A 21,701-nucleotide genomic window follows, 5' to 3' on the forward strand; every position below is an offset into this window, starting at 1 on the left:
TTTATCATTCCTCAGACTGATGTGACTTTTGGGATTTGTGATACAATTAAATGGAGAGGACGGATACATGCGAAAATTTCAAATTTTTCTATTTATTGAAGCTTGTTTATTAACAGGAGCTCTGATTATGATGGTATCAGAGCATTTTTCCCGTTTTCTACTGATTTTGCTCTTGTTTTTACTGCTGATTCGATATTATACTGGAAAACAGGGGAACAATTTTATTTTAGTAGCAGTGAGCATCCTATTTTTCTTTATCATCATGCTCAATCCCTTTGTCATTTTAGCCATCTTTGTAGCCTTGATTTACAGCCTGTTCCTGCTTTACCCTATGATGAACCAGGAAAGAGAAGATACCAATCTGGTTTTTGAAGAAGTTGTGACAGTAAAGAGGGAGAAAAATCGTTGGTTTGGAAATCTCCACCATTTTTCAAGTTACCAGACCTGTCGTTTTGATGATATCAATCTCTTTCGCCTTATGGGGAAGGATACCATTCATCTAGAGCACGTGATTTTGAGCAATCATGATAATGTCATTATCTTGAGAAAACTGGTTGGTACGACTAGAATTATCGTACCAGTGGATGTAGAAGTCAGCCTAAGCGTCAATTCTCTGTACGGAGATTTAACCTTTTTTGACCAGCCTAAACGTGCTTTGCGTAATGAGCAATTTCATCAAGAAACCAGAGATTATCTCAAGAGTCCCAAGAGTGTTAAGATTCTTTTGACAACGATGGTTGGAGATGTTGAGGTGGTGAGAGGATGAAAAAGCAACCCTATATTTTAATTGGTGTCACCTCTTTTCTCTTTGTCGCTTTTCTGTTTCGAAGTATTTTTAAGGTCTTAGATTTGGAGTGGACTTCTCTCTTCCAAGATTTAGAAAAGACAGAAAAAGTCCTATTTCTAGCTTTGATGTTTAGTCTTGCCCTTGCTTTTTTATTGGTCCTATTTTGGACAATGGTTGACGAAATTTCAAGAAGAAGAATCCAAGCAAATCTTAAGAATCTGCTGGCTGGTAAAGATATTAAAAGTCTAGGGGATGACGACTTAGACGCAAGTTTTAAAAACCTGTCAGGCAAGCTTGGTTTATTGACAGAAGCCATTCAAAAAGCGGACAATCAAGCCTTGGTCAAGGAAGAAGTGATTATTGAAAAGGAGCGCAAGCGAATCGCGCGTGACTTGCATGATACGGTTAGCCAAGAAATTTTTGCTGCCCATATGATTTTATCAGGACTCAGTCAACAAGCTTCCAGATTAGACAAAGAGAAGATGCAGACACAACTCCAGAGTGTAACAGCTATTTTGGAGACAGCCCAAAGAGATTTGCGTATTCTACTCTTGCATTTGCGTCCTATTGAACTGGAACAAAAGAGTCTGGTTGAGGGGATACAGTTGCTTCTCAAAGAATTGGAAGAAAAAAGTGAACTCAAAGTCAGTTTTAAATATGAGGTAGACGAATTGCCTAAAAAGATTGAGGAGCATGTCTTTCGTATCGTCCAAGAATTGATTAGTAATACTCTCCGTCATGCCCAAGCTTCTTGTCTAGATGTTTATCTTTATCAAACGGAAACTGAATTGCAGTTGAAGGTAGTAGACAATGGTCTCGGTTTTCAGTTAGATGATGTTGATGAACTAAGCTATGGACTACGCAATATCAAAGAACGAGTGGAAGATATGGCAGGGACCGTACAACTACTAACAGCACCGAAGCAGGGTTTGGCAGTGGATATTCGGATCCCCTTGCTTGATTGATTAACAAAAGGAAATAAAATGAAACTATTATTAGTAGATGACCACCAAATGGTGCGTCTTGGTTTAAAAAGTTATTTTGAACTACAAGATGATGTAGAGGTTGTTGGAGAAGCAACTAATGGAGCCGAAGGGATTTCCATGGCCTTGGAGCTTCGTCCAGATGTGATCGTCATGGATATTGTTATGCCTGAAGTCAACGGAATTGACGCAACTCTAGCTATTCTCAAAGAATGGCCGGAGGCTAAAATTTTGATTGTGACTTCTTATCTAGACAATGAAAAAATCATGCCAGTCTTAAATGCTGGGGCTAAAGGCTATATGCTCAAAACTTCGAGCGCAGATGAGTTGCTACACGCAGTTCGTAAGGTAGCAGCCGGTGAATTTGCAATTGAACAAGAGGTCAGCAAGAAGGTAGAATATAACCGTAATCACGTCGAACTGCACGAAGAATTAACTGCGCGAGAACGCGATGTCCTTCAACTGATTGCCAAGGGCTATGAAAATCAGCGCATTGCAGATGAGCTCTTTATCTCCCTTAAGACAGTCAAGACCCATGTCTCCAATATCCTAGCCAAACTTGAAGTTAGTGATCGTACCCAGGCAGCTGTTTATGCTTTTCAACACCATCTGGTGGGTTCTGATGAATTTTAGGGGACATAGGATGTAACTGAAGCATGGACGAAAAGCGCATCCATTACTTGAAAAAGTTCGCTACTATGTGGTATAATGGACTGTATTAAAAATTTTAAGGAGAAATGACAGAATGTCTGTATCATTTGAAAACAAAGAAACAAACCGTGGTGTCTTGACTTTCACTATCTCTCAAGACCAAATCAAACCAGAATTGGACCGTGTATTTAACTCAGTAAAGAAAACTCTTAACGTTCCAGGTTTCCGTAAAGGTCACCTTCCACGTCCTATCTTCGACCAAAAATTTGGTGAAGAAGCACTTTACCAAGATGCAATGAACGCTCTTTTACCAGACGCTTATGAAGCAGCTGTTAAAGAAGCTGGTCTTGAAGTAGTTGCTCAACCAAAAATTGACGTAACTTCTATGGAAAAAGGTCAAGATTGGGTTATCACTGCTGAAGTTGTTACAAAACCTGAAGTAAAATTGGGTGAATACAAAAACCTTGAAGTATCAGTTGATGTAGATAAAGAAGTAACTGACGCTGATGTTGAAGAGCGTATCGAACGTGAACGCAACAACTTGGCTGAATTGGTGATCAAAGAAGGTGCTGCTGAAAACGGCGACACTGTTGTTATCGACTTTGTTGGTTCTATCGACGGTGTTGAATTTGACGGTGGAAAAGGTGAAAACTTCTCACTTGGACTTGGTTCAGGTCAATTCATCCCTGGATTTGAAGACCAATTGGTTGGACATTCAGCTGGTGAAACTGTTGATGTTATCGTAACATTCCCAGAAGACTACCAAGCAGAAGACCTTGCAGGTAAAGAAGCTAAATTCGTAACAACTATCCACGAAGTTAAAGCTAAAGAAGTTCCAGCTCTTGACGATGAACTTGCAAAAGATATCGACGAAGAAGTTGAAACTCTTGACGAATTGAAAGAAAAATACCGCAAAGAATTGGCGGCTGCTAAAGAAGAAGCATACAATGATGCCGTTGAAGGTGCAGCAATTGATAAAGCAGTTGAAAACGCTGAAATCGTAGAGCTTCCAGAAGAAATGATCCACGAAGAAGTTCACCGCTCAGTAAATGAGTTCCTTGGAAACTTGCAACGTCAAGGTATCAACCCTGATATGTACTTCCAAATCACTGGAACTACTCAAGAAGACCTTCACAAACAATACGAAGCAGAAGCTGAGTCACGCACTAAGACTAACCTTGTTATCGAAGCAGTTGCGAAAGCTGAAGGATTTGACGCTACTGAAGAAGAAATCCAAAAAGAAATCGAGCAATTGGCTGCAGATTACAACATGGAAGTTGCCCAAGTACAAAGCTTGCTTTCAGCAGATATGTTGAAACATGATATCACAATCAAGAAAGCTGTTGAATTGATCACAAGCACTGCAACAGTAAAATAATCTGAAAAGATAAAAAACCACCGGAATTCGGTGGTTTTTTTGTGCTTTATTTTCCGAAAAACTCATCAAGGTCATCTTGGCTAATCCCAATCATGGCTGGGATACTAGTCCAGTTTTCTTCAGTCAGAATGTAAGGTTGATGAGGGTTAATCTGATTTTCTGTTTCAAGAATTGGCTCATTTATTTCTTCAGAGCTTTCGGTTAAATCGCTGAAACGTTCAATCAGATAGGTTTTTCGAGCTGTTCCGATATGTTTAGTTGCATAATCAAAGGCTTGAAGTTCACCGAGTAGGATGAGTTTGCTTTTAGCCCGAGTAATAGCAGTGTAGATGAGGTTACGCTCCAGCATGCGCTTGCTAGCACTGGTGATGGGAAGAAACACAACTGGGAATTCACTTCCTTGAGATTTATGGATACTCATGGCGTAGGCAAGACGAATCTTGTACCATTCGTTGCGTGGATAGACGACTTCGTTCCCATCAAAATCAATCATCATTTCATCTTGTTTAGATTCAGTGTATTTTCCAGGAATGAGGTCTGTGATGTAGCCTAGGTCTCCGTTAAAAACGTTAACTTCTGCATCGTTAACCAAATGAATGACCTTATCACCACTACGATACTGAAACTGACTTGCTTCAAAACTAATCTGTCCCTTTTGAAGAGGATTAAGCAGTTCTTGCATGAGTTGATTGATGGCATCGATTCCTGCTGCTCCACGATACATAGGAGCTAGAACTTGGATGTCTCGTGCAGGGATGCCACTTCTGATGGCAGCGTCTAGGATTTTTTCAATGGTCGCTGGGATCTGGTTACTAGCGATTTCAAAGTAGGAACGGTCTGCTTTTTTCTGGGTGAAATCTGCAGGTAAAATTCCTTGACGAATCTGACTCGCAAGCGTGACAATGGTTGATTCTTCGCTCTGGCGGTAGATTCTTTCCAAGCGTGTTTGCGGAATACTTGGAATCTGGAGCAAGTCAGCCAGAACTTGGCCTGGGCTAACCGATGGCAACTGATCACTATCTCCAACGATGAGAATTTTACTAGTAGAGGAAATATTTGAGAAGAGTTGATTGGCTAGCCAAGTATCTACCATAGAGAACTCGTCTACGATGATAAAGTCAGCATCTAGATAATCTTCTAAATGGCTTGTGTCGTCGTCACCAGTCATACCCAAGTGGCGGTGAATGGTTGCACTCGGCAAGCCTGTTAGTTCATTCATGCGACGAGCCGCACGACCAGTTGGAGCAGCAAGGAGAATCGGTAGATTACTTTTCTTTCGAAGGTCCAGTCCTTCTAATCGAGCATAGACAGCAATAATCCCATTGATAACAGTGGTTTTTCCAGTTCCAGGTCCGCCAGTCAGGATAAAGACCTTGTTTTGGATAGCATCGCAGATTGCCTGTTTTTGAATGGCATCGTATTGGATACCTAATTCTTCCTCAACAATTGCGATCTGCTCCTGGATGATTTCTGTTTCTTGTTTATCGGTTTCTTCTTTTTCAAGGATACGAATCAGGTGATTATGAATTCCTTCTTCTGCGAAAAAGAGACTGTTATCAAAGATTTTGGTGTCAACTTGTTGGACTTTTTCTTCTCCAATGAGATTGGACAATTCTTGAGCAAGTTGACTTGGTTCCAGTTCTACAGGACGTGAGGATTCCAGTAGATTTAGAGTTTTTTCTAATAAGTCTCTAGCTTCAACATAAGTATTCCCACTTTCCATACAAGCGTTTAAAAGGCTATGAATGAGGCCAGCTCGGAAACGTTCTGGAGCCTGGCTTTCAATGCCCAATTCTTGCGCCAATTGGTCAGCGATGGTAAAACCCAAGCCCTTGATATCTTCTACCAACTGATAGGGATAATTTTCAACGATATCGATAGTTTCCTCTTTGTAGGTATCCTGAATTTGAATAGCTAATTTATTAGGGATTCCGTAGTTGGCAAGCTTGGCCAAGACCATTTCTGTACCGTAGTTGAGACGGAGTGTGGATACAAAGGCCTCACGACTTTTAGAAGACAGCCCTGAGATAGTCTCAAGTTTTTCAGGATGTTCCAGGATTTCATCGATAGTATTTTCCCCATAGAGTTCCACAATCTTTTGGGCAGTTTTAAGACCAATTCCTTTGAAATGGCTGCTAGAGAAATATTTGACCAATCCCTTACTAGTTGGTTTTGCTCTTTCGTAACGGGAAATCTGCAGTTGTTCTCCGTATTTGGAGTGTTGAACAATCTGCCCCCAGAAAGTGTATTCTTCTCCCTCGATGACATCAGCCATGGTCCCTGTAACAATGATTTCGAAATCATCAAAGTCCTCAGCATTGGTATCCTCTATATCTAAAAGGAGAATACGGTAAAAGTTGCTGACATTTTCAAAAATAATACGTTCAATCGTACCTGTAAAATAGACTTCCATATAATTCCTTTACATTCCTGAATGAAATCTATCATTCAGAATAGAATGAGAAGAGGCTGAGATTTATATTTCTCGGCCTCTTAGTGTTCTTAAAATGTTCCGATACGTTTGAGTGGCCAGAAACGGAATTTTGCCTCTCCAATAATATCTTTTGCTTTAAAAGTACCAACATGTCGGCTATCACTAGATACCAGACGGTCATCACCAAGTAGGAGGTATTGTCCCTCTGGAACAGTGAAGGTAAAGCTAGTATTGAAGTTAACATCTAAGGTAAAGGCATCAGCTTTTTCAGCAAGACTTCTGAAGTACTCGCCTTTTTTCCCATCCCAGCTATCTCCGGTATAGGTTGATTGGAGTTTATCCTCTTTAAAGCGTTTGAGATAATCTGCTAGGTAAGGCTCATCGGTTTCTTGATTGTTGATGTAGAGCTTATCATTTTCGTAACGGATGGTATCACCTGGCAATCCGATGACTCGCTTCACGATATCTTTATTCCCTTCATCCTCATGAGCGACAACTATATCAAAGCGATCGATAGGGAGATGTTTGACAACGAAGAGAATTTCTCCATCAGCTAGAGTAGGGTCCATAGAGTGTCCTTCTACACGAACATTGCTCCAGAGAAAGAGACGGCTGAGACCTATTAATGCAATAATCAGGAAGAAAATTCCCCACTCTTTTAAAAATATTTTAAAATAATTCATACTTTTACCTTTCTAGAAGTTGCTTAGCTTTTTCAGTGTTTTTAAAATGCAGCTTTGCACAGAAGCCGAGCCCTTTCATTCCATATGCTTGAAGGATTTGGCTAGCTACCTTGTCAGAAGCAGTTCCAGCACCACTTGGAAGTTGATAGCCTAGCTCTCGTCCTAGGTTTTCAAGATTTTCTAGGAAGAGATCACGCGCAATGATAGAACTTACTGCGACAGCCAAGTACTTACCTTCAGCTTTTTCCTCTAGGCTGACTGGATTAGAAAAATGATTGGCTTCATTTTTTAAGTACTTGTCATAGTTTTGAGCACTCGTAAAAGCATCGATCACAATCTTTTCTGGCTGGACTCCCTTTTGGAGGAGGAGAAAAATCGCTTGATTGTGCAGAGCTACCTTTACGGAAACGGCATTGTAGCGCTCCCCAATGACTTCATTATACTTACTTGGAGAAAGAAGCAGCGCTTGGTGCTGGATTCTCTCCTTAAGAAGGGGAGCAAGTTGACGAATTTTTTGGTCTGTCAGAGTCTTAGAATCCCCTACACCTAGTTTTCGTAGGAAGTCATGTTGGTCAGGAGTCACAAAGGATGCCACTACAGCCAGACCACCGAAGTAGGAACCATTTCCAACCTCATCTGTTCCAATCAAGGGGAAATTTTGCCCGCTAACTACTTGTGCTTCTTGATAACCAAAAAAGCTAGCATAGCTTTCAGCGGCTTCTCCTTGCAAGAGGACTTTCCCAGATGTATAGACGGAAACACTGGCTTGAGGAAGCTTTAAAAAGTAGCGAATATAGGGATTTTTACTAGGAGTGAGTGCATGTTCATGCTTTTGAATAAAAGCCTGAATTTCCTTTTCACTCGGAGTTAATGTGATACTTGCCATAGTCTCTATTGTACCATAAAAGCGCTAGAATTGGTAAAAACTGACAAACTAAGTGAAATTTGGTATAATATCTTGAGGTGAATTTTATGGCAAATTTAAATCGATTCAAGTTTACATTTGGGAAAAAAACATTAACGCTGACAACTGAACATGACAATCTTTTCATGGAGGAGATTGCTAAAGTTGCGACGGAAAAGTATGAAGCAATCAAAGAACAAATGCCTGGAGCTGATGATGAGACAGTAGCTATTCTCTTAGCAGTCAACTGCCTATCTACTCAGCTCAGTCGTGAGATTGAATTTGATGATAAGGAGCAAGAGTTAGAATCGCTCCGTTATAAAGTGGTTGCGGCTAAACAAGAGCAGAGTAAGATTGAGGATTCCCTATGATTTCCATTCTACTCTTATTAATCCTTGCTTGGAGCTTTTATATTGGCTACCGCAGAGGAATTATTTTACAAGCATATTATCTTGTAGCAACGATTGTCTCTGCTTATTTTGCAAGCAAATATTACCTAGCTTTAGGGCAGAAGTTCAATTTATTAATCCCTTATGCTAATCCGCAGGAAGGACAGGGAACTTTCTTTTTCCCATCCAATCAACTTTTCCATCTAGATAAGGTTTTTTATGCAGGCGTTGGCTTCCTATTAGCCTTTACGATTTTTTACTGCATCGGCCGTTTGCTTGGTCTTTTTCTAAACCTAGTACCAAGTAAGATACTTGATGGGAAATACTACCGTATCGGTGCGGGTGTGCTATCAATCGGTGTGACCTTGTTTGTCCTCCAGATGATGCTAACGATTCTCGCGACTGTGCCATTACAAATTGTTCAAAATTCACTTGAAAATAGCTTTGTAGCTAGACATATCATCCAAAGTATTCCATTCACAACTAATTTTATTAAACAGCTTTGGGTTACCAAATTAATCGGATAAAAAGGGCGGGAACTATTCCTAGCCTTTTGTTTACAATTTCGAAAAGCAAGAGATTGAATTAAAAAACTTGAAAATGAAAAAAAGCCATAACTTTTTTACTAAGGAAATGAAATGAATACAAAAATATTAGAAACGTTAGAATTTAACAAGGTCAAGGCCCTATTTGAACCCCATCTTTTGACAGAACAAGGCCTAGAGCAGTTAAAAGAGCTAGTCCCAACAGATAAAGCTGATAAAATTAGACAGGCCTTTGCAGAGATGAAGGAGATGCAAGAACTCTTTGTTGAGCATCCTCATTTCAGCATTTCGGCAACAAAAGATATTGCGGCTACCTGCAAACGTTTGGAGATGGGTGCTGATCTCAACATAGAGGAATTTCTCCTTCTCAAACGTGTCATATTTGCCAGCCGTGAACTGAAAAATTTCTATGATAATCTTGAGAATGTACGCTTGGACCACTTGGCAAATTGGTTTGAAAAACTTCACGACTTCCCACATCTGCAGGGAAATCTCCAAGCCATCAATGAAGCTGGATTTATTGAGAATTTTGCTAGTGAAGAACTAGCACGAATCCGCCGTAAAATCCATGATAGCGAGAGCCAAGTTCGTGACGTCTTGCAAGACCTTCTCAAACAAAAGGCTCAGATGTTGACTGAAGGTATCATCGCTAGTAGAAATGGTCGCCAGGTTCTTCCTGTCAAAAACACCTATCGTAATAAGATTGCCGGTGTGGTTCATGATATTTCTGCCAGCGGGAACACTGTCTATATCGAACCACGTGAAGTAGTCAAACTGAGTGAAGAAATCGCCAGTCTTCGTGCAGATGAACGCTATGAGATGATGCGTATCCTTCAGGAACTTTCTGAACGAGTAAGACCGCACGCAGCTGAAATCGCAAATGATGCCTGGATTATTGGACATTTGGACTTGATTCGGGCTAAGGTCCGCTTTATCCAAGAAACTGGAGCAGTAGTGCCTCAAGTCTCTGAGGGACAGGAGATTCAACTTCTTCATGTTCGCCATCCCTTGGTGCAAAATGCTGTTGCTAATGATGTACACTTTGGTAAGGATTTAACAGCCATCGTCATCACTGGTCCCAATACGGGTGGTAAGACCATTATGCTTAAAACCTTAGGTTTGACGCAATTGATGGCCCAGTCAGGTTTGCCGATTTTGGCGGATAAGGGAAGTCGTGTGGGAATTTTTGAGGAGGTCTTTGCGGATATCGGAGACGAACAATCCATCGAACAAAGTCTTTCAACCTTCTCTAGTCACATGACTAATATTGTAGATATTCTTGGTAAGGTCAATCAAAACTCGCTCTTGTTACTAGATGAGCTTGGAGCAGGAACAGATCCCCAAGAAGGTGCAGCCCTTGCTATGTCTATCCTAGAAGACTTGCGCTTGCGTCAGGTCAAGACTATGGCAACCACTCACTATCCTGAACTCAAAGCCTATGGGATTGAAACGGCTTATGTTCAGAATGCCAGCATGGAATTTGATACAGCTAGCCTGCGCCCGACCTATCGCTTTATGCAAGGTGTACCTGGTCGAAGCAACGCCTTTGAGATTGCTAAACGTCTCGGCTTGTCAGATGTCATCGTAGGTGACGCTAGCAAGCAGATTAATCAAGACAATGATGTCAATCGTATTATTGAACAATTGGAAGAGCAGACGCTTGAAAGCCGTAAACGTCTTGAGAATATTCGCCAAGTTGAGCAAGAAAACCTCAAGATGAATCGTGCCCTCAAAAAACTTTACAATGAGCTTAATCGTGAGAAGGAAACAGAACTCAATAAGGCGCGTGAGCAAGCTGCGGAGATTGTTGACTTAGCTCTGGCAGAAAGTGATGATATTCTTAAAAATCTTCACAGTAAATCTCAGCTTAAACCACATGAAATTATCGAAGCCAAGGCCAAACTCAAGAAGTTAGCTCCTGAAAAAGTTGATCTTTCTAAAAACAAGGTTCTCCAGAAGGCTAAGAAAAAACGAGCTCCAAAAGTTGGGGATGATATCATCGTTTTAAGCTATGGTCAACGAGGTACCTTGACTAATCAACTCAAGGATGGTCGCTGGGAAGCTCAAGTTGGCTTGATTAAGATGACGCTTGAAGAAAAAGAGTTTGACTTGGTTCAGGCTCAGCAAGAAGCACCAGTCAAGAAAAAACAAGTCAACGTTGTCAAACGGGCAGGCGGTAAAGGTCCACAGGCTCGACTGGACCTTAGAGGCAAACGTTATGAGGAAGCTATGGAAGCCTTGGATGCCTTTATCGACCAAGCCCTGCTCAACAACATGGCCCAAGTGGACATCATCCATGGTATCGGTACAGGAGTCATCCGTGAAGGAGTAACCAAATATCTCCAAAGAAACAAGCAAGTCAAGAGCTTTGGCTATGCGCCACAAAATGCAGGTGGTTCTGGAGCGACTATCGTTACCTTTAAAGGCTAGCCAAGCTATAGAATGAAATGTCAAAAGAGTACCTATCAAGTGATAGGTACTCTTTTGATGAATTTATTTTAATCATTATTGTTAGTGAGTATTTTAAAAGGGGACAATCGTTTTATAGCCAAAAAAATTTATGAAGCCTTGTCTAGCTGAGCTTTATTTATGCTATACTGATAGTAACGTCATTTTCGGAGGTTGGTATGAAAAAACTCCCCTTAGCCTTTTCAGGTTGCTTATTGGGATTGGCTGGAGCAGGAAATCTCATTTTGGATATTTTTCCGCTTTTATCACACATCTTTAGTTTGTCAGGCTTGATTCTATGGTTTTATTTTCTTTACAGTCATCTTAGTGATTGGCAAGAAAGCAAGCAAGAACTGAAGAAAGCACCCGTCTTGTCAGGAATGGCGACCTTTCCCATGGCAGGGATGATTTTATCAACGTATTTATTACGAATCTTACCCCCGAACATGAGTATTGTTGCACAGATTCTCTGGTGGTTTGCTTTTCTTCTAGATGTTTACCTCATCTTATACTTTACAAAGAACTATGCCTTGGTTAAACAAAGGGCCAATGCAACACCAACTTGGACGGTTCTTTATGTAGGAATTGCAGTAGCAAGTTTGACCTACCCAGTGGTGGGCATTGTTGGGATTGCCTATGGAGCTTGGATTTTTGGTTTTATCTTAACCCTTATCCTTTACCCTCTAATTTATCAAGATTTGAGGAAAAATCCATTACCGCTCGCTTTGCTGGGGCAAGAAGGAATCTATTGTGCTCCATTTTCTCTCCTTTTGGCAGCATTAGTGAGAGTAGGAGGATACAGTCTTCCTAGTTGGATTTTACTAGTTATGATCCTTGCATCACAGACCTTCTTTTTCTTTGTCCTTAGTCGCTTGCCAAGGATTTTAAAACAAGGTTTCCAACCAGCCTTCTCAGCTCTAACCTTTCCAACCATCATCACAGCAACTTCATTGAAAATGTCCCAAGGCATTCTGCAGTTTCCGGTCCTCAACCTCCTCGTTTGGTTAGAGATTATCATTTGTTTAACAATCCTCATCTACGTATTAGTAGAGTATATACGATATTTAAGGAACTAAAAGACCCCCTAGCACGGAGAAGTGAGATGAAGAAAGGTGCAGACCTATAACGGTGTAAGGGATAGCTAGAATAAATAAATACGAATAAAGAGAGTGTGTAAAATGAACCATAAGATTGCAATTTTATCAGACATTCATGGCAACACGACAGCCTTAGCTGGAGTGCTTGAGGACGCTAAAAATTTGGGAGCGACTGAATATTGGCTTCTGGGAGATATTTTTCTTCCTGGGCCGGGAGCAAATGACTTGGTGGCTCTTTTGAAAGATCTTTCCATTACAGCATCTGTTCGAGGCAACTGGGATGATTGTGTGTTAGAGGCTTTAGATGGGCAATATGATTTAGAGGATCCCCAAGAAATCCAGCTTATGCGATTGACCCAGTATCTGATGGAGCGTCTAAACCCAGAGCATATTGATTGGTTGAGAAAGCTACCTATGATAGCCAAGAAAGAAGTCGAAGGCTTGCGCTTCTCACTTTCTCATAATTTGCCTGAGAAAAATTATGGTGGTGATTTGCTGGTTGAAAATAGTACCGAAAAATTTGACCAGTTACTTGATGAGACTACTGATGTAGCCGTCTATGGTCATGTTCACAAGCAGTTGCTTCGTTATGGTAGCCAAGGTCAACAAATCATCAATCCAGGTTCTATTGGTATGCCTTATTTTGACTGGGTAGGGCTGAAAAATCACCGTGCCCAGTATGCCTTACTTGAGGTTGAAAATGGTGAGTTAGTCAATATTCAATTTCGAAAAGTTGCCTATGACTATGAAGCAGAGCTAGAATCAGCCAAGGAAAAAGGCCTTCCTTTTATCGAAATGTATGAAGAGTTGCGACGCGAGGACAACTATCAAGGACATAATAGAGATTTGTTAGCTAGTTTAATTGAAAAGCATGGCTATGTAGAGGATGTGAAGAATTATTTTGATTTTTTGTAAGAGTTGCTTTAATTAACAGATACTAAATAAACGATTGGACGAGCCAATCGTTTTTAATATATCTTATTGTAATTCTGATGCATCTGGTAAGTAAGAACCACCGAGATAAGATTTGCTGAGTTTTTCAAGGGTTCCATCTTGGTAGAGTTCTTTGAGAACCTTGTCAAATTGTTCTTTAAATTCTTTTTCGTCTCTTGAGAAGATGATGTAGTTGTTTGGATTATCATTGCTCTCCAAGTCGACTACGTTCAAGTCTAAACCTCGGTCTTGGATAATTTTTTGAACAGAGATTTTATCAAAGATTAGGAAATCAAATTCACCGTTGGCGAGGTCAGTCAGACGCTTAGCCACATCTTCGCCAGAATATTGGATGGTAGCAGGATTGTCGGAGTGGCTTTGATTCCAGTCTGTAACAACCTTGGCAGTAGAGGTTCCAGTGTCATCCTGAGTAGTTTTACCAGCGATGTCTTGAAGAGAGGTAAGAGCCTTGTCTTTTCTGCTCACAAGAACCAAAGGATTTTTTGCGATAGGTAGCGAGTAGAGGTATTTGTCGGCTCTCTCTTTGGTGTAGCTCAAGTTGTTGGCAGCAGCTTGGTAACGGCCAGCATCAACTCCAGGGAAGATACTCTCCCAAGCAGTTTTTTGAAATTCAATCTTGTATTGATCTAGTTTTTCATCGACTGCTTTTAAAACTTCAACATCATATCCAGTTAAATGACCATCTTTTTCAAAGTCAAAAGGAGGGATGTCTCCAGCAGTTGCTACGACAATGGTTTTAGGGCTAGCAGTGGAAGTTGAAGTACTATCTTGTTTGGCTTGTCGACAGGCGACCAACAAGGGACTAATGGCTAATAATAAGAATAATTTTTTCATGTGTGTCTCCTTTACTTAATGGTATCTAGCTTACCAGACAATCAATCAAATAGCCAATATATATTTTTTATGGAAGTGATAGAAAAATATTATAATTTTCAGTTAGAGTTTGTAATCTAAAATTTAAATCAGATAAGAAAAAGATAATTTAGGCCACAAATGAAAAATCTCTGCAAGCTCTTTCAGAATGTGGTAAAATGGAAGCAGTAGAAATAGAAAAGGAAATCAATTATGAAATTTCTTGAGTTAAATAAAAAACGTCATGCGACTAAGCATTTTATTGATAAACCGGTTGATCCCAAGGATGTTCGAACAGCTATTGAAATCGCAACCTTGGCACCGAGTGCTCACAACAGTCAGCCTTGGAAGTTTGTTGTGGTTCGCGAGAGAAATGCTGAACTAGCAAAATTGGCTTACGGTTCAAACTTTGAGCAAGTAGCATCTGCCCCTGTAACCATTGCCTTGTTTACAGACACTGACCTAGCTAAACGAGCTCGCAAGATTGCCCGTGTTGGTGGAGCAAAGAACTTCTCAGAAGAACAACTTCAGTACTTTATGAAAAATCTTCCAGCAGAGTTTGCGCGTTACAATGAACAACAAATCAGTGACTACCTAGCCCTTAATGCAGGGTTGGTTGCGATGAACTTAGTCCTTGCATTGACTGACCAGGGAATCGGTTCAAACATTATCCTTGGTTTTGACAAATCAAAAGTCAATGAAGTCTTGGAAATCGAAGAACGCTTCCGTCCAGAACTTTTGATCACAGTAGGATACACAGACGAGAAGTTGGAACCAAGTTACCGCTTGCCAGTAGATGAAATTATCGAAAAAAGATAGGAAGTAAAAATGACAGTTATTGATTTTACAGCAGAAGTAGAAAAACGTAAAGAAGCCCTCTTGGCTGACTTGTTTAGCCTTTTGGAAATCAACTCAGAACGTGATGACAGTAAGGCAGACGCGGAGCACCCATTTGGACCTGGTCCGGTAAAAGCTTTGGAGAAATTCCTTGAAATCGCAGACCGTGATGGTTACCCAACAAAAAATGTCGACAACTATGCAGGACATTTTGAGTTTGGTGAAGGGGAAGAAGTTCTTGGAATCTTTGCCCACATGGACGTGGTGCCAGCAGGTAGCGGTTGGGATACTGATCCTTATACTCCAACTATCAAAGATGGTCGTCTCTATGCGCGTGGTGCTTCAGATGACAAAGGTCCTACAACGGCTTGTTACTATGGTTTGAAAATCATTAAAGAATTGGGCCTTCCAACTTCTAAAAAAGTTCGCTTTATCGTCGGAACTGATGAAGAATCAGGCTGGGCAGATATGGACTACTACTTTGAGCATGTAGGACTTGCGAAGCCAGATTTTGGTTTCTCTCCAGATGCTGAATTCCCTATTATTAATGGTGAAAAAGGAAATATCACAGAATACCTCCACTTTGCCGGTGAAAACAAGGGTGCAGCTCGTCTTCACAGTTTCACAGGTGGATTGCGTGAAAATATGGTACCAGAATCAGCGACAGCAGTCGTTTCAGGGGACTTGGCTGACTTGCAAGCGAAACTAGATGCTTTTGTTGCAGAGCACAAACTTAGAGGAGACATTCAAGAAGAGAACGGCAAGTACAAGGTTACGATTATCGGTAAATCTGCTCACGGTGCTATGCCTGCTTCAGGTGTCAATGGTGCGACTTATCTTGCCCTCTTCCTCAGCCAATTTGCCTTTGAAGGACCTGCAAAAGACTTCCTTGACATTGCTGGTAAGATTCTTTTGAATGACCATGAAGGCAAAAACTTGAAAGTGGCTCATGTGGATGAAAAGATGGGTGCCCTTTCTATGAATGCTGGTGTCTTCCGCTTTGATGAAACAAGTGCTGACAATACCATTGCCCTTAACTTCCGTTATCCAAAAGGAACAAGTCCAGAGCAAATCAAGTCAGTTCTTGAAAGCTTGCCAGTTGCTTCAGTTAGCCTTTCTGAACATGGACACACACCTCACTATGTACCAATGGAAGATCCACTTGTCCAAACCTTGTTAAATGTTTATGAAAAACAAACTGGACTTCAAGGTCATGAGCAAGTTATCGGAGGTGGAACTTTCGGACGTCTCTTAGAACGTGGTGTAGCCTACGGTGCTATGTTCCCAGATTCTATCGATACCATGCACCAAGCCAACGAATTTATCGCCTTGGATGATCTCTTCCGTGCAGCAGCCATCTACGCTGAAGCTATCTATGAATTGATCAAATAATGTTATAGAAGTCTGAGATTTTATGCTTAGACTTCTTTTTGGAGGAAGAGTAGATGTCTCAAATCGAAAGAATCAAGCAAGCCATCATGGCTGATCCACAAAATCAACACTATACTGAGCAAGGAATTGAACCTCTCTTTGCAGCTCCAAAAACTGCTCGCATCAATATCATTGGGCAGGCACCTGGTCTCAAAACCCAAGAAGCAGGACTTTACTGGAAGGATAAAAGTGGCGACCGCTTGCGAGAGTGGTTGGGTGTGGATGAGGATACTTTTTATAATTCAGGTTATTTTGCAGTCATGCCCATGGATTTCTACTTTCCAGGTCATGGGAAATCCGGAGATCTACCACCTCGTCCAGGTTTTGCAGAAAAATGGCATCCAGAACTCTTGAAGGAATTGTCAGATATTCAATTAACACTCTTGATTGGCCAGTATGCCCAAGCCTACTATCTACATGAGAAAGTCAGTGGCAAGGTAACAGACCGTGTGCATCGCTTTAAGGATTATTTGCCAGATTATTACCCTTTGGTGCACCCGTCACCTCGGAACCAAATCTGGATGAAAAAGAATCCTTGGTTTGAAGCAGATGTTTTGCCTGACTTGAAAGAAAGAATTCAAAAAATTCTCGGAGAAGAAAAATGAAAGAAATTACTTTTAATGATTTTTACCAACTATACCAGAAAGAGTCGCTTTCTGTATTAGATGTGAGAGAAGTAGAGGAATTTGAGACTCTTCATTTAGAAGGCGCTCGTAATTTACCTCTCAGCCAATTAGCTGATACTTATAAACAACTAGATAAGGATAATCTTTACTACGTGATTTGTAAATCAGGAATGCGTTCAGCACGCGCTTGTCAATTTTTAGCAGAACAAGGATATGAGGTTATCAATGTCCAAGGTGGCATGGATGCCTTAGAATAAGAAAATCTACCTTTAAGACCGAAAATAAGAAAGGTTTTAAAGGGAGTTTATTTGCTCTAAAAATCAGAAAATTGAAAACATTTTAAAATTATTCCGAGATAGCCTTTTCAAGCCTTTAATCATGTTATACTAAGAAAGTATTTTATTTTTTATAAGGAGAGTTTATGGCTAAAAAAGGTGCTTTAACAGGATTACTCCTGTTTGGAATATTTTTTGGTGCGGGTAATTTGATTTTCCCCCCTACCCTAGGTGCTCAATCTGGGGAACACTTTCTCCCTGCCATTGCAGGATTTGTACTTTCAGGTGTCGGACTTGCCGTCTTGACCTTGATCATCGGGACCTTAAATCCTAAGGGCTATATCTATGAGATTTCTACAAAGATTTCCCCTTGGTTTGCAACGATTTATCTAGCAGTTTTGTACTTGTCGATTGGTCCATTCTTTGCCATTCCACGTACTGCAACAACTTCTTATGCAGTAGGGATTAGTCCCCTCTTGGCAGATGCTGACAAAGGTCTAGGCTTGATTGTCTTTACCCTTATCTACTTTGTTGCAGCATACTTAATCGCGCTTAATCCTTCAAAGATTTTGGATCGTATCGGCCGTGTTTTGACTCCAGTTTTTGCCCTCTTGATTATCATCTTGGTAATCCTTGGAGCCCTCAAATATGGTGGAAATGCTCCACAAGCATCTACAGCAGCTTATCAAGCTTCAGCATTTGGAGCAGGATTCCTTGAAGGATATAATACTCTAGATGCTCTCGCATCTGTTGCCTTTAGTGTAATCGCGGTTGAAACCTTGAAACAACTTGGATTTTCGAGTAAAAAAGAGTACATCTCAACCATTTGGGTAGTCGGAATTGTCGTAGCGCTTGGCTTTAGTGCTCTATACATTGGCCTAGGTTTCCTTGGAAATCACTTCCCGATGACAGAAGAAGCGATGAAGGGTGGAACTCCAGGGGTTTATATCTTGTCACAAGCGACCCAAGAAATCTTTGGTTCAACAGCTCAATTATTCCTAGCAGCCATGGTAACAGTAACTTGCTTCACAACGACTGTAGGTTTGATTGTTTCAACTGCTGAATTCTTTAACGGACGTTTCCCACAACTCAGCTATAAGGTTTATGCGACTGTCTTTACCTTGATTGGTTTTGCAATTGCCAACCTCGGTCTTGATGCAATCATCAAATATTCTATCCCTGTCCTAGTTATCTTGTATCCAATTACCATTGTGATTGTTATGATTGTGATTGTGAACAAGTTTGTACCACTTTCAAAACCAGGCATGCAATTGACGATGGGTCTTGTTACAGCTATTGCCGTAGCTAGTGTCTTGGGAAGTTCATTTGAAGTGACCTTCCTTGCCAACATTGTGAATGCTCTACCATTTGCTGAGGCTTCATTGCCATGGTTAGTACCAGCGATCATTGGGATTTTACTTTCCCTTGTTCTTCCAAATAAGCAAAAGAGTGAAGCTTTTGAGATGGAATAAAAAAATCTTGGCTTATGCCAAGGTTTTTTTATTACTCTTAGTTCGTTTTTTCAGTATATCCAAGGTCCTCAAGCATCTTTTTAGTTTTTGAAAAACTCACACGTTTTCCAGCTCCTGAATATTCATTTGGCATTGCTTTCTTCATCTCATCAAGATTAACTACAGTCATGTCAATGACCATGGTATGAATGACTTTTCCATCTTTGAATTCGATATTTTGTGTAACACCTTTGATTCCCTCATACCCTTTATAAGTTTTCACGATAAGTTCTTTAAGCTCATCAGCGCTCTTATTGAGTATTTCAGGTTCAAAAACATTATAAACTTCTTGTTTCATAACGTCATCACCCTCAACAGTATATGTCAAGGTAGAATGTCTTCCAGGATTGCTGTCATGAACAAAGACTACAGTTTTTGATTCAGCTTTCTTTTCTGTAGTTTCAGCTTCAGTCGTTTTTACCTCAGTTGTCTCTGCTTTTGAGGAGTTAGAAGTTGTTGATGATTGTTTAGAACATCCCAACAAGAATGCCAACGGTAAGGCTAAGAGAAGCGTCATTTTGAAATATCTGTTCATATTTTTTCCTTTCATCATAAGAACTTTTTTCATTATATCATAAAATACTTTTGCAATCAAAGTATTTTCGTTTTTCCTTTTTACACATACTAAAATGGGAAAAGTGATATAATATTAGGAAGAGGTGAAGAAATGAATCAAACTGTAGAATATATCAAAGAACTAACTGCTATCGCATCACCAACTGGTTTCACACGTGAGATTACGAATTATTTGGTTGAGACTCTTGAAAAACTAGGTTATCAACCAATTCGTACTGCCAAAGGTGGTGTCAACGTTACTGTCAAAGGGGAAAATGACGAGCAACAGCGTTATGTGACCGCCCATGTGGATACCTTGGGTGCTATCGTTCGCGCTGTTAAACCAGATGGTCGTCTTAAAATGGACCGTATTGGTGGCTACCCTTGGAATATGATTGAAGGCGAAAACTGTACAGTTCATGTGGCTAGCACAGGTAAGACTATTTCAGGTACGATTTTGATCCACCAAACTTCTTGTCACGTATACAAGGACGCTGGAACTGCTGAACGCACTCAGGACAATATGGAAGTGCGTTTGGATGAAAAAGTGACCAATGAAAAAGAAACACGCGCACTTGGTATTGAGGTTGGTGACTTTATCAGCTTTGACCCACGAACTGTCGTGACTGATTCAGGATTTATCAAATCGCGTCATTTGGATGATAAGGTCAGCGCGGCTATCCTCCTTAATCTTCTTAAAGTCTATAAAGAAGAAGGGGTTGAACTTCCTGTCACTACGCATTTTGCCTTCTCGGTTTTTGAAGAAGTAGGGCACGGTGCTAACTCAAGTATTCCAAGTCAGGTTGTCGAATATCTAGCGGTAGATATGGGAGCAATGGGAGATGACCAGCAGACGGATGAGTACACAGTATCAATCTGTGTCAAAGATGCTTCAGGTCCTTATCACTACGAATTCCGTCAACATCTGGTTGCCCTGGCAAAAGAGCAGGACATTCCATTTAAACTTGATATCTATCCATTTTACGGTTCAGATGCTTCTGCAGCTATGTCGGCTGGAGCAGAAGTCAAACACGCCCTTCTCGGAGCTGGTATTGAGTCTAGTCACTCTTACGAGCGAACTCATATTGATTCTGTTCTTGCTACTGAGCGTATGGTAGACGCTTACCTCAAGAGTGAGTTGGTGGACTAAGATGTGCTTGATTTGCCAACGAATTGAATTGATAAAGTCAGGGGATAATCCCTACTTTGTGAAAGAACTGGAAACAGGCTATGTTGTCATTGGAGACCACCAGTATTTTGAAGGCTACACTCTATTCCTAGCAAAAGAACATGTCACAGAATTACATCATATGGAAGCTCCAGTTAAACTTCGCTTTTTAGAAGAAATGAGTCTGGTTCAGGAAGCCGTCTCTAAGGCTTTTTCTGCTCAAAAGATGAATGTAGAGTTGTTGGGAAACGGTGATGCACATGCCCACTGGCATATTTTTCCGAGACGAGAGGGTGATATGAAGGGACATGGTCTTAATGGTCGTGGTCCAGTTTGGTGGGTTCCTTGGGAAGAAATGGTTGCTGAAGAATATCAGGTTAAGGGAAGCAAATTAGAAGGTTTGGTTGAAACCTTATCTAAAACTTTGGACCAAATGATAGAAATGAAAGGATAAACAATGAAAAAAAGATACCTTGTATTATCAGGATTGCTAGCCTTGACATTGGCAGCTTGTTCGCAAGAAAAGCCAGCGACTTCAGAAACGCAGACTTCAACTGAAGAAAAAACCGTCCAAGAAGGGACTGTCGGTAGTAAATCTCAAGAAGCAAGCCAGAAAAAGGCAGAAGTAGTTAATAAAGGAGATTACTATAGCGTTCAAGGGAAGTACGATGAGATTGTTATCGCTAATAAGCATTATCCCTTGTCTAAAGACTATAATCCTGGAGAAAATCCTTCAGCAAAGGCAGAGTTGTTGAAGCTTATTGCTGCTATGCAGGAAGCAGGTTTCCCAATCAGCGACCACTATAGTGGTTTCAGAAGTTATGAAACTCAAACTCAACTTTATCAGGACTATGTCAACAAAGACGGAAAGGCAGAGGCTGACCGCTATTCTGCTCGACCTGGCTATAGTGAACATCAAACTGGACTAGCATTTGACCTTATCGGTACAGATGGAGATTTAGTGACAGAAGAAAAAGCTGCCCAATGGCTTTTAGATCATGCTGCAGACTATGGTTTTGTCGTTCGCTATCTCAAAGGTAAGGAAAAAGAAACAGGCTATATGGCTGAAGAATGGCACCTTCGCTACGTCGGGAAAGAAGCCAAGGACATCGCTGCAAGTGGTCTCAGCTTGGAAGAGTATTACGGCTTTGAAGGTGGGGACTATGTTGATTAGTCGCAAAATATCTTGCAAG

At 40.7% G+C, this 21,701-nt stretch carries 22 protein-coding genes; 17 read left to right on the forward strand and 5 right to left on the reverse strand.

Annotation, left to right across the window (positions count from 1 at the left end; translation table 11 throughout):
- The first annotated feature begins 67 nt into the window (after positions 1 to 67).
- From liaF to tig, 4 genes are all read left to right on the forward strand, one after another.
- Positions 68 to 766: a cell wall-active antibiotics response protein LiaF gene (gene liaF, locus ACWPUA_RS03130; RefSeq protein ID WP_281137748.1), complete on the forward strand. Its 699-nt coding sequence runs from the start codon at positions 68 to 70 to the stop codon at positions 764 to 766.
- Positions 763 to 1,752, forward strand: coding sequence for a sensor histidine kinase (locus tag ACWPUA_RS03135; RefSeq protein WP_281137749.1), 990 nt, complete (start codon positions 763 to 765; stop codon positions 1,750 to 1,752). The genes liaF and ACWPUA_RS03135 overlap by 4 nt, the downstream gene beginning before the upstream one ends.
- Before the next feature lie 18 nt (positions 1,753 to 1,770).
- Positions 1,771 to 2,403, forward strand: coding sequence for a response regulator transcription factor (locus ACWPUA_RS03140; RefSeq protein WP_006152074.1), 633 nt, complete (start codon positions 1,771 to 1,773; stop codon positions 2,401 to 2,403).
- Positions 2,404 to 2,515: 112 nt separating this feature from the next.
- Positions 2,516 to 3,799 (forward strand): trigger factor, encoded by a 1,284-nt coding sequence (tig, locus tag ACWPUA_RS03145; RefSeq protein WP_247912737.1) that lies wholly within the window; start codon positions 2,516 to 2,518, stop codon positions 3,797 to 3,799.
- A 46-nt stretch (positions 3,800 to 3,845) separates the two neighbouring features.
- On the opposite strand, the gene recD2 is transcribed toward tig, so the two are convergent.
- The 3 genes from recD2 to rnhC form a co-directional block, all read right to left on the reverse strand.
- Positions 3,846 to 6,212, reverse strand: a complete 2,367-nt coding sequence (gene recD2 / locus ACWPUA_RS03150) for an SF1B family DNA helicase RecD2 (protein ID WP_414314244.1) — start codon at positions 6,210 to 6,212, stop codon at positions 3,846 to 3,848.
- A gap of 89 nt (positions 6,213 to 6,301) precedes the next feature.
- A complete protein-coding gene (gene lepB / locus ACWPUA_RS03155; protein WP_223333567.1) occupies positions 6,302 to 6,916 on the reverse strand; it encodes a signal peptidase I in 615 nt (204 codons plus the stop codon).
- A 4-nt stretch (positions 6,917 to 6,920) separates the two neighbouring features.
- On the reverse strand, positions 6,921 to 7,802 hold the full coding sequence (gene rnhC, locus ACWPUA_RS03160; protein WP_454379048.1) for a ribonuclease HIII: 882 nt from the start codon (positions 7,800 to 7,802) through the stop codon (positions 6,921 to 6,923).
- 86 nt (positions 7,803 to 7,888) lie between these two features.
- Between rnhC and zapA the strand changes: the two genes are divergently transcribed.
- From zapA to ACWPUA_RS03185, 5 genes are all read left to right on the forward strand, one after another.
- Positions 7,889 to 8,191, forward strand: a complete 303-nt coding sequence (gene zapA, locus ACWPUA_RS03165; RefSeq protein WP_004252047.1) for a cell division protein ZapA — start codon at positions 7,889 to 7,891, stop codon at positions 8,189 to 8,191.
- Positions 8,188 to 8,736 carry a CvpA family protein gene (locus tag ACWPUA_RS03170; RefSeq protein ID WP_254733595.1) on the forward strand — a complete coding sequence of 183 codons (549 nt, stop codon included), beginning with the start codon at positions 8,188 to 8,190 and terminating at the stop codon, positions 8,734 to 8,736. The genes zapA and ACWPUA_RS03170 overlap by 4 nt, the downstream gene beginning before the upstream one ends.
- Before the next feature lie 111 nt (positions 8,737 to 8,847).
- Positions 8,848 to 11,184, forward strand: coding sequence for an endonuclease MutS2 (locus ACWPUA_RS03175; protein ID WP_320693741.1), 2,337 nt, complete (start codon positions 8,848 to 8,850; stop codon positions 11,182 to 11,184).
- 197 nt (positions 11,185 to 11,381) lie between these two features.
- Positions 11,382 to 12,278, forward strand: coding sequence for a TDT family transporter (locus tag ACWPUA_RS03180; RefSeq protein ID WP_454379051.1), 897 nt, complete (start codon positions 11,382 to 11,384; stop codon positions 12,276 to 12,278).
- A gap of 102 nt (positions 12,279 to 12,380) precedes the next feature.
- Positions 12,381 to 13,214 carry a metallophosphoesterase family protein gene (locus tag ACWPUA_RS03185; protein WP_454379053.1) on the forward strand — a complete coding sequence of 278 codons (834 nt, stop codon included), beginning with the start codon at positions 12,381 to 12,383 and terminating at the stop codon, positions 13,212 to 13,214.
- A gap of 63 nt (positions 13,215 to 13,277) precedes the next feature.
- Here the strand turns inward: ACWPUA_RS03185 and ACWPUA_RS03190 are convergent, their stop codons facing one another.
- Positions 13,278 to 14,087, reverse strand: a complete 810-nt coding sequence (locus ACWPUA_RS03190) for an amino acid ABC transporter substrate-binding protein (protein WP_454379055.1) — start codon at positions 14,085 to 14,087, stop codon at positions 13,278 to 13,280.
- Positions 14,088 to 14,318: 231 nt separating this feature from the next.
- On the opposite strand from ACWPUA_RS03190, the gene ACWPUA_RS03195 reads away from it, so the two are divergent.
- From ACWPUA_RS03195 to brnQ, 5 genes are all read left to right on the forward strand, one after another.
- Positions 14,319 to 14,924 carry a nitroreductase family protein gene (locus ACWPUA_RS03195; protein ID WP_049548371.1) on the forward strand — a complete coding sequence of 202 codons (606 nt, stop codon included), beginning with the start codon at positions 14,319 to 14,321 and terminating at the stop codon, positions 14,922 to 14,924.
- Between the two features lie 9 nt (positions 14,925 to 14,933).
- Positions 14,934 to 16,334 carry a dipeptidase PepV gene (gene pepV, locus ACWPUA_RS03200; RefSeq protein ID WP_454379058.1) on the forward strand — a complete coding sequence of 467 codons (1,401 nt, stop codon included), beginning with the start codon at positions 14,934 to 14,936 and terminating at the stop codon, positions 16,332 to 16,334.
- Positions 16,335 to 16,387: 53 nt separating this feature from the next.
- On the forward strand, positions 16,388 to 16,978 hold the full coding sequence (locus ACWPUA_RS03205; protein WP_454379060.1) for a uracil-DNA glycosylase family protein: 591 nt from the start codon (positions 16,388 to 16,390) through the stop codon (positions 16,976 to 16,978).
- Entirely contained in the window at positions 16,975 to 17,256 is a 282-nt protein-coding gene (locus ACWPUA_RS03210; protein WP_006152169.1) for a rhodanese-like domain-containing protein, read from the forward strand. Before ACWPUA_RS03205 ends, ACWPUA_RS03210 begins: the two co-directional genes overlap by 4 nt.
- 164 nt (positions 17,257 to 17,420) lie before the next feature.
- Positions 17,421 to 18,746: a branched-chain amino acid transport system II carrier protein gene (brnQ, locus tag ACWPUA_RS03215; RefSeq protein WP_454379062.1), complete on the forward strand. Its 1,326-nt coding sequence runs from the start codon at positions 17,421 to 17,423 to the stop codon at positions 18,744 to 18,746.
- A gap of 37 nt (positions 18,747 to 18,783) precedes the next feature.
- Here the strand turns inward: brnQ and ACWPUA_RS03220 are convergent, their stop codons facing one another.
- Complete coding sequence (locus ACWPUA_RS03220; RefSeq protein WP_025170322.1) at positions 18,784 to 19,320, reverse strand: DUF1307 domain-containing protein; 537 nt, start codon at positions 19,318 to 19,320, stop codon at positions 18,784 to 18,786.
- A gap of 132 nt (positions 19,321 to 19,452) precedes the next feature.
- Between ACWPUA_RS03220 and ACWPUA_RS03225 the strand changes: the two genes are divergently transcribed.
- The 3 genes from ACWPUA_RS03225 to ldcB are packed head-to-tail and all read left to right on the forward strand — an operon-like array spanning position 19,453 to position 21,682.
- Positions 19,453 to 20,490, forward strand: coding sequence for a M42 family metallopeptidase (locus ACWPUA_RS03225; RefSeq protein ID WP_454379064.1), 1,038 nt, complete (start codon positions 19,453 to 19,455; stop codon positions 20,488 to 20,490).
- A gap of 1 nt (position 20,491) precedes the next feature.
- Positions 20,492 to 20,962: an HIT family protein gene (locus ACWPUA_RS03230; RefSeq protein ID WP_006151611.1), complete on the forward strand. Its 471-nt coding sequence runs from the start codon at positions 20,492 to 20,494 to the stop codon at positions 20,960 to 20,962.
- Positions 20,963 to 20,965: 3 nt separating this feature from the next.
- Positions 20,966 to 21,682 carry an LD-carboxypeptidase LdcB/DacB gene (ldcB, locus tag ACWPUA_RS03235; protein ID WP_454379066.1) on the forward strand — a complete coding sequence of 239 codons (717 nt, stop codon included), beginning with the start codon at positions 20,966 to 20,968 and terminating at the stop codon, positions 21,680 to 21,682.
- The last annotated feature ends 19 nt before the right edge of the window (positions 21,683 to 21,701 follow it).

Source organism: Streptococcus sp. Marseille-Q6504 (assembly GCF_965111625.1).

What these genes read in the sequence shown, in the direction of transcription:
- ldcB (WP_454379066.1), top strand. Translation starts at nt 20,966, where the DNA reads ATGAAAAAAAGATACCTTGTATTATCAGGATTGCTAGCCTTGACATTG.
- ACWPUA_RS03210 (WP_006152169.1), top strand. Translation starts at nt 16,975, where the DNA reads ATGAAAGAAATTACTTTTAATGATTTTTACCAACTATACCAGAAAGAG.
- rnhC (WP_454379048.1), bottom strand. Translation starts at nt 7,802, where the DNA reads ATGGCAAGTATCACATTAACTCCGAGTGAAAAGGAAATTCAGGCTTTT.
- ACWPUA_RS03135 (WP_281137749.1), top strand. Translation starts at nt 763, where the DNA reads ATGAAAAAGCAACCCTATATTTTAATTGGTGTCACCTCTTTTCTCTTT.
- liaF (WP_281137748.1), top strand. Translation starts at nt 68, where the DNA reads ATGCGAAAATTTCAAATTTTTCTATTTATTGAAGCTTGTTTATTAACA.
- ACWPUA_RS03170 (WP_254733595.1), top strand. Translation starts at nt 8,188, where the DNA reads ATGATTTCCATTCTACTCTTATTAATCCTTGCTTGGAGCTTTTATATT.
- tig (WP_247912737.1), top strand. Translation starts at nt 2,516, where the DNA reads ATGTCTGTATCATTTGAAAACAAAGAAACAAACCGTGGTGTCTTGACT.
- ACWPUA_RS03220 (WP_025170322.1), bottom strand. Translation starts at nt 19,320, where the DNA reads ATGAACAGATATTTCAAAATGACGCTTCTCTTAGCCTTACCGTTGGCA.
- recD2 (WP_414314244.1), bottom strand. Translation starts at nt 6,212, where the DNA reads ATGGAAGTCTATTTTACAGGTACGATTGAACGTATTATTTTTGAAAAT.
- ACWPUA_RS03225 (WP_454379064.1), top strand. Translation starts at nt 19,453, where the DNA reads ATGAATCAAACTGTAGAATATATCAAAGAACTAACTGCTATCGCATCA.
- lepB (WP_223333567.1), bottom strand. Translation starts at nt 6,916, where the DNA reads ATGAATTATTTTAAAATATTTTTAAAAGAGTGGGGAATTTTCTTCCTG.
- ACWPUA_RS03230 (WP_006151611.1), top strand. Translation starts at nt 20,492, where the DNA reads ATGTGCTTGATTTGCCAACGAATTGAATTGATAAAGTCAGGGGATAAT.
- ACWPUA_RS03190 (WP_454379055.1), bottom strand. Translation starts at nt 14,087, where the DNA reads ATGAAAAAATTATTCTTATTATTAGCCATTAGTCCCTTGTTGGTCGCC.
- ACWPUA_RS03185 (WP_454379053.1), top strand. Translation starts at nt 12,381, where the DNA reads ATGAACCATAAGATTGCAATTTTATCAGACATTCATGGCAACACGACA.
- ACWPUA_RS03180 (WP_454379051.1), top strand. Translation starts at nt 11,382, where the DNA reads ATGAAAAAACTCCCCTTAGCCTTTTCAGGTTGCTTATTGGGATTGGCT.
- brnQ (WP_454379062.1), top strand. Translation starts at nt 17,421, where the DNA reads ATGGCTAAAAAAGGTGCTTTAACAGGATTACTCCTGTTTGGAATATTT.
- ACWPUA_RS03195 (WP_049548371.1), top strand. Translation starts at nt 14,319, where the DNA reads ATGAAATTTCTTGAGTTAAATAAAAAACGTCATGCGACTAAGCATTTT.
- ACWPUA_RS03175 (WP_320693741.1), top strand. Translation starts at nt 8,848, where the DNA reads ATGAATACAAAAATATTAGAAACGTTAGAATTTAACAAGGTCAAGGCC.
- ACWPUA_RS03205 (WP_454379060.1), top strand. Translation starts at nt 16,388, where the DNA reads ATGTCTCAAATCGAAAGAATCAAGCAAGCCATCATGGCTGATCCACAA.
- zapA (WP_004252047.1), top strand. Translation starts at nt 7,889, where the DNA reads ATGGCAAATTTAAATCGATTCAAGTTTACATTTGGGAAAAAAACATTA.
- ACWPUA_RS03140 (WP_006152074.1), top strand. Translation starts at nt 1,771, where the DNA reads ATGAAACTATTATTAGTAGATGACCACCAAATGGTGCGTCTTGGTTTA.
- pepV (WP_454379058.1), top strand. Translation starts at nt 14,934, where the DNA reads ATGACAGTTATTGATTTTACAGCAGAAGTAGAAAAACGTAAAGAAGCC.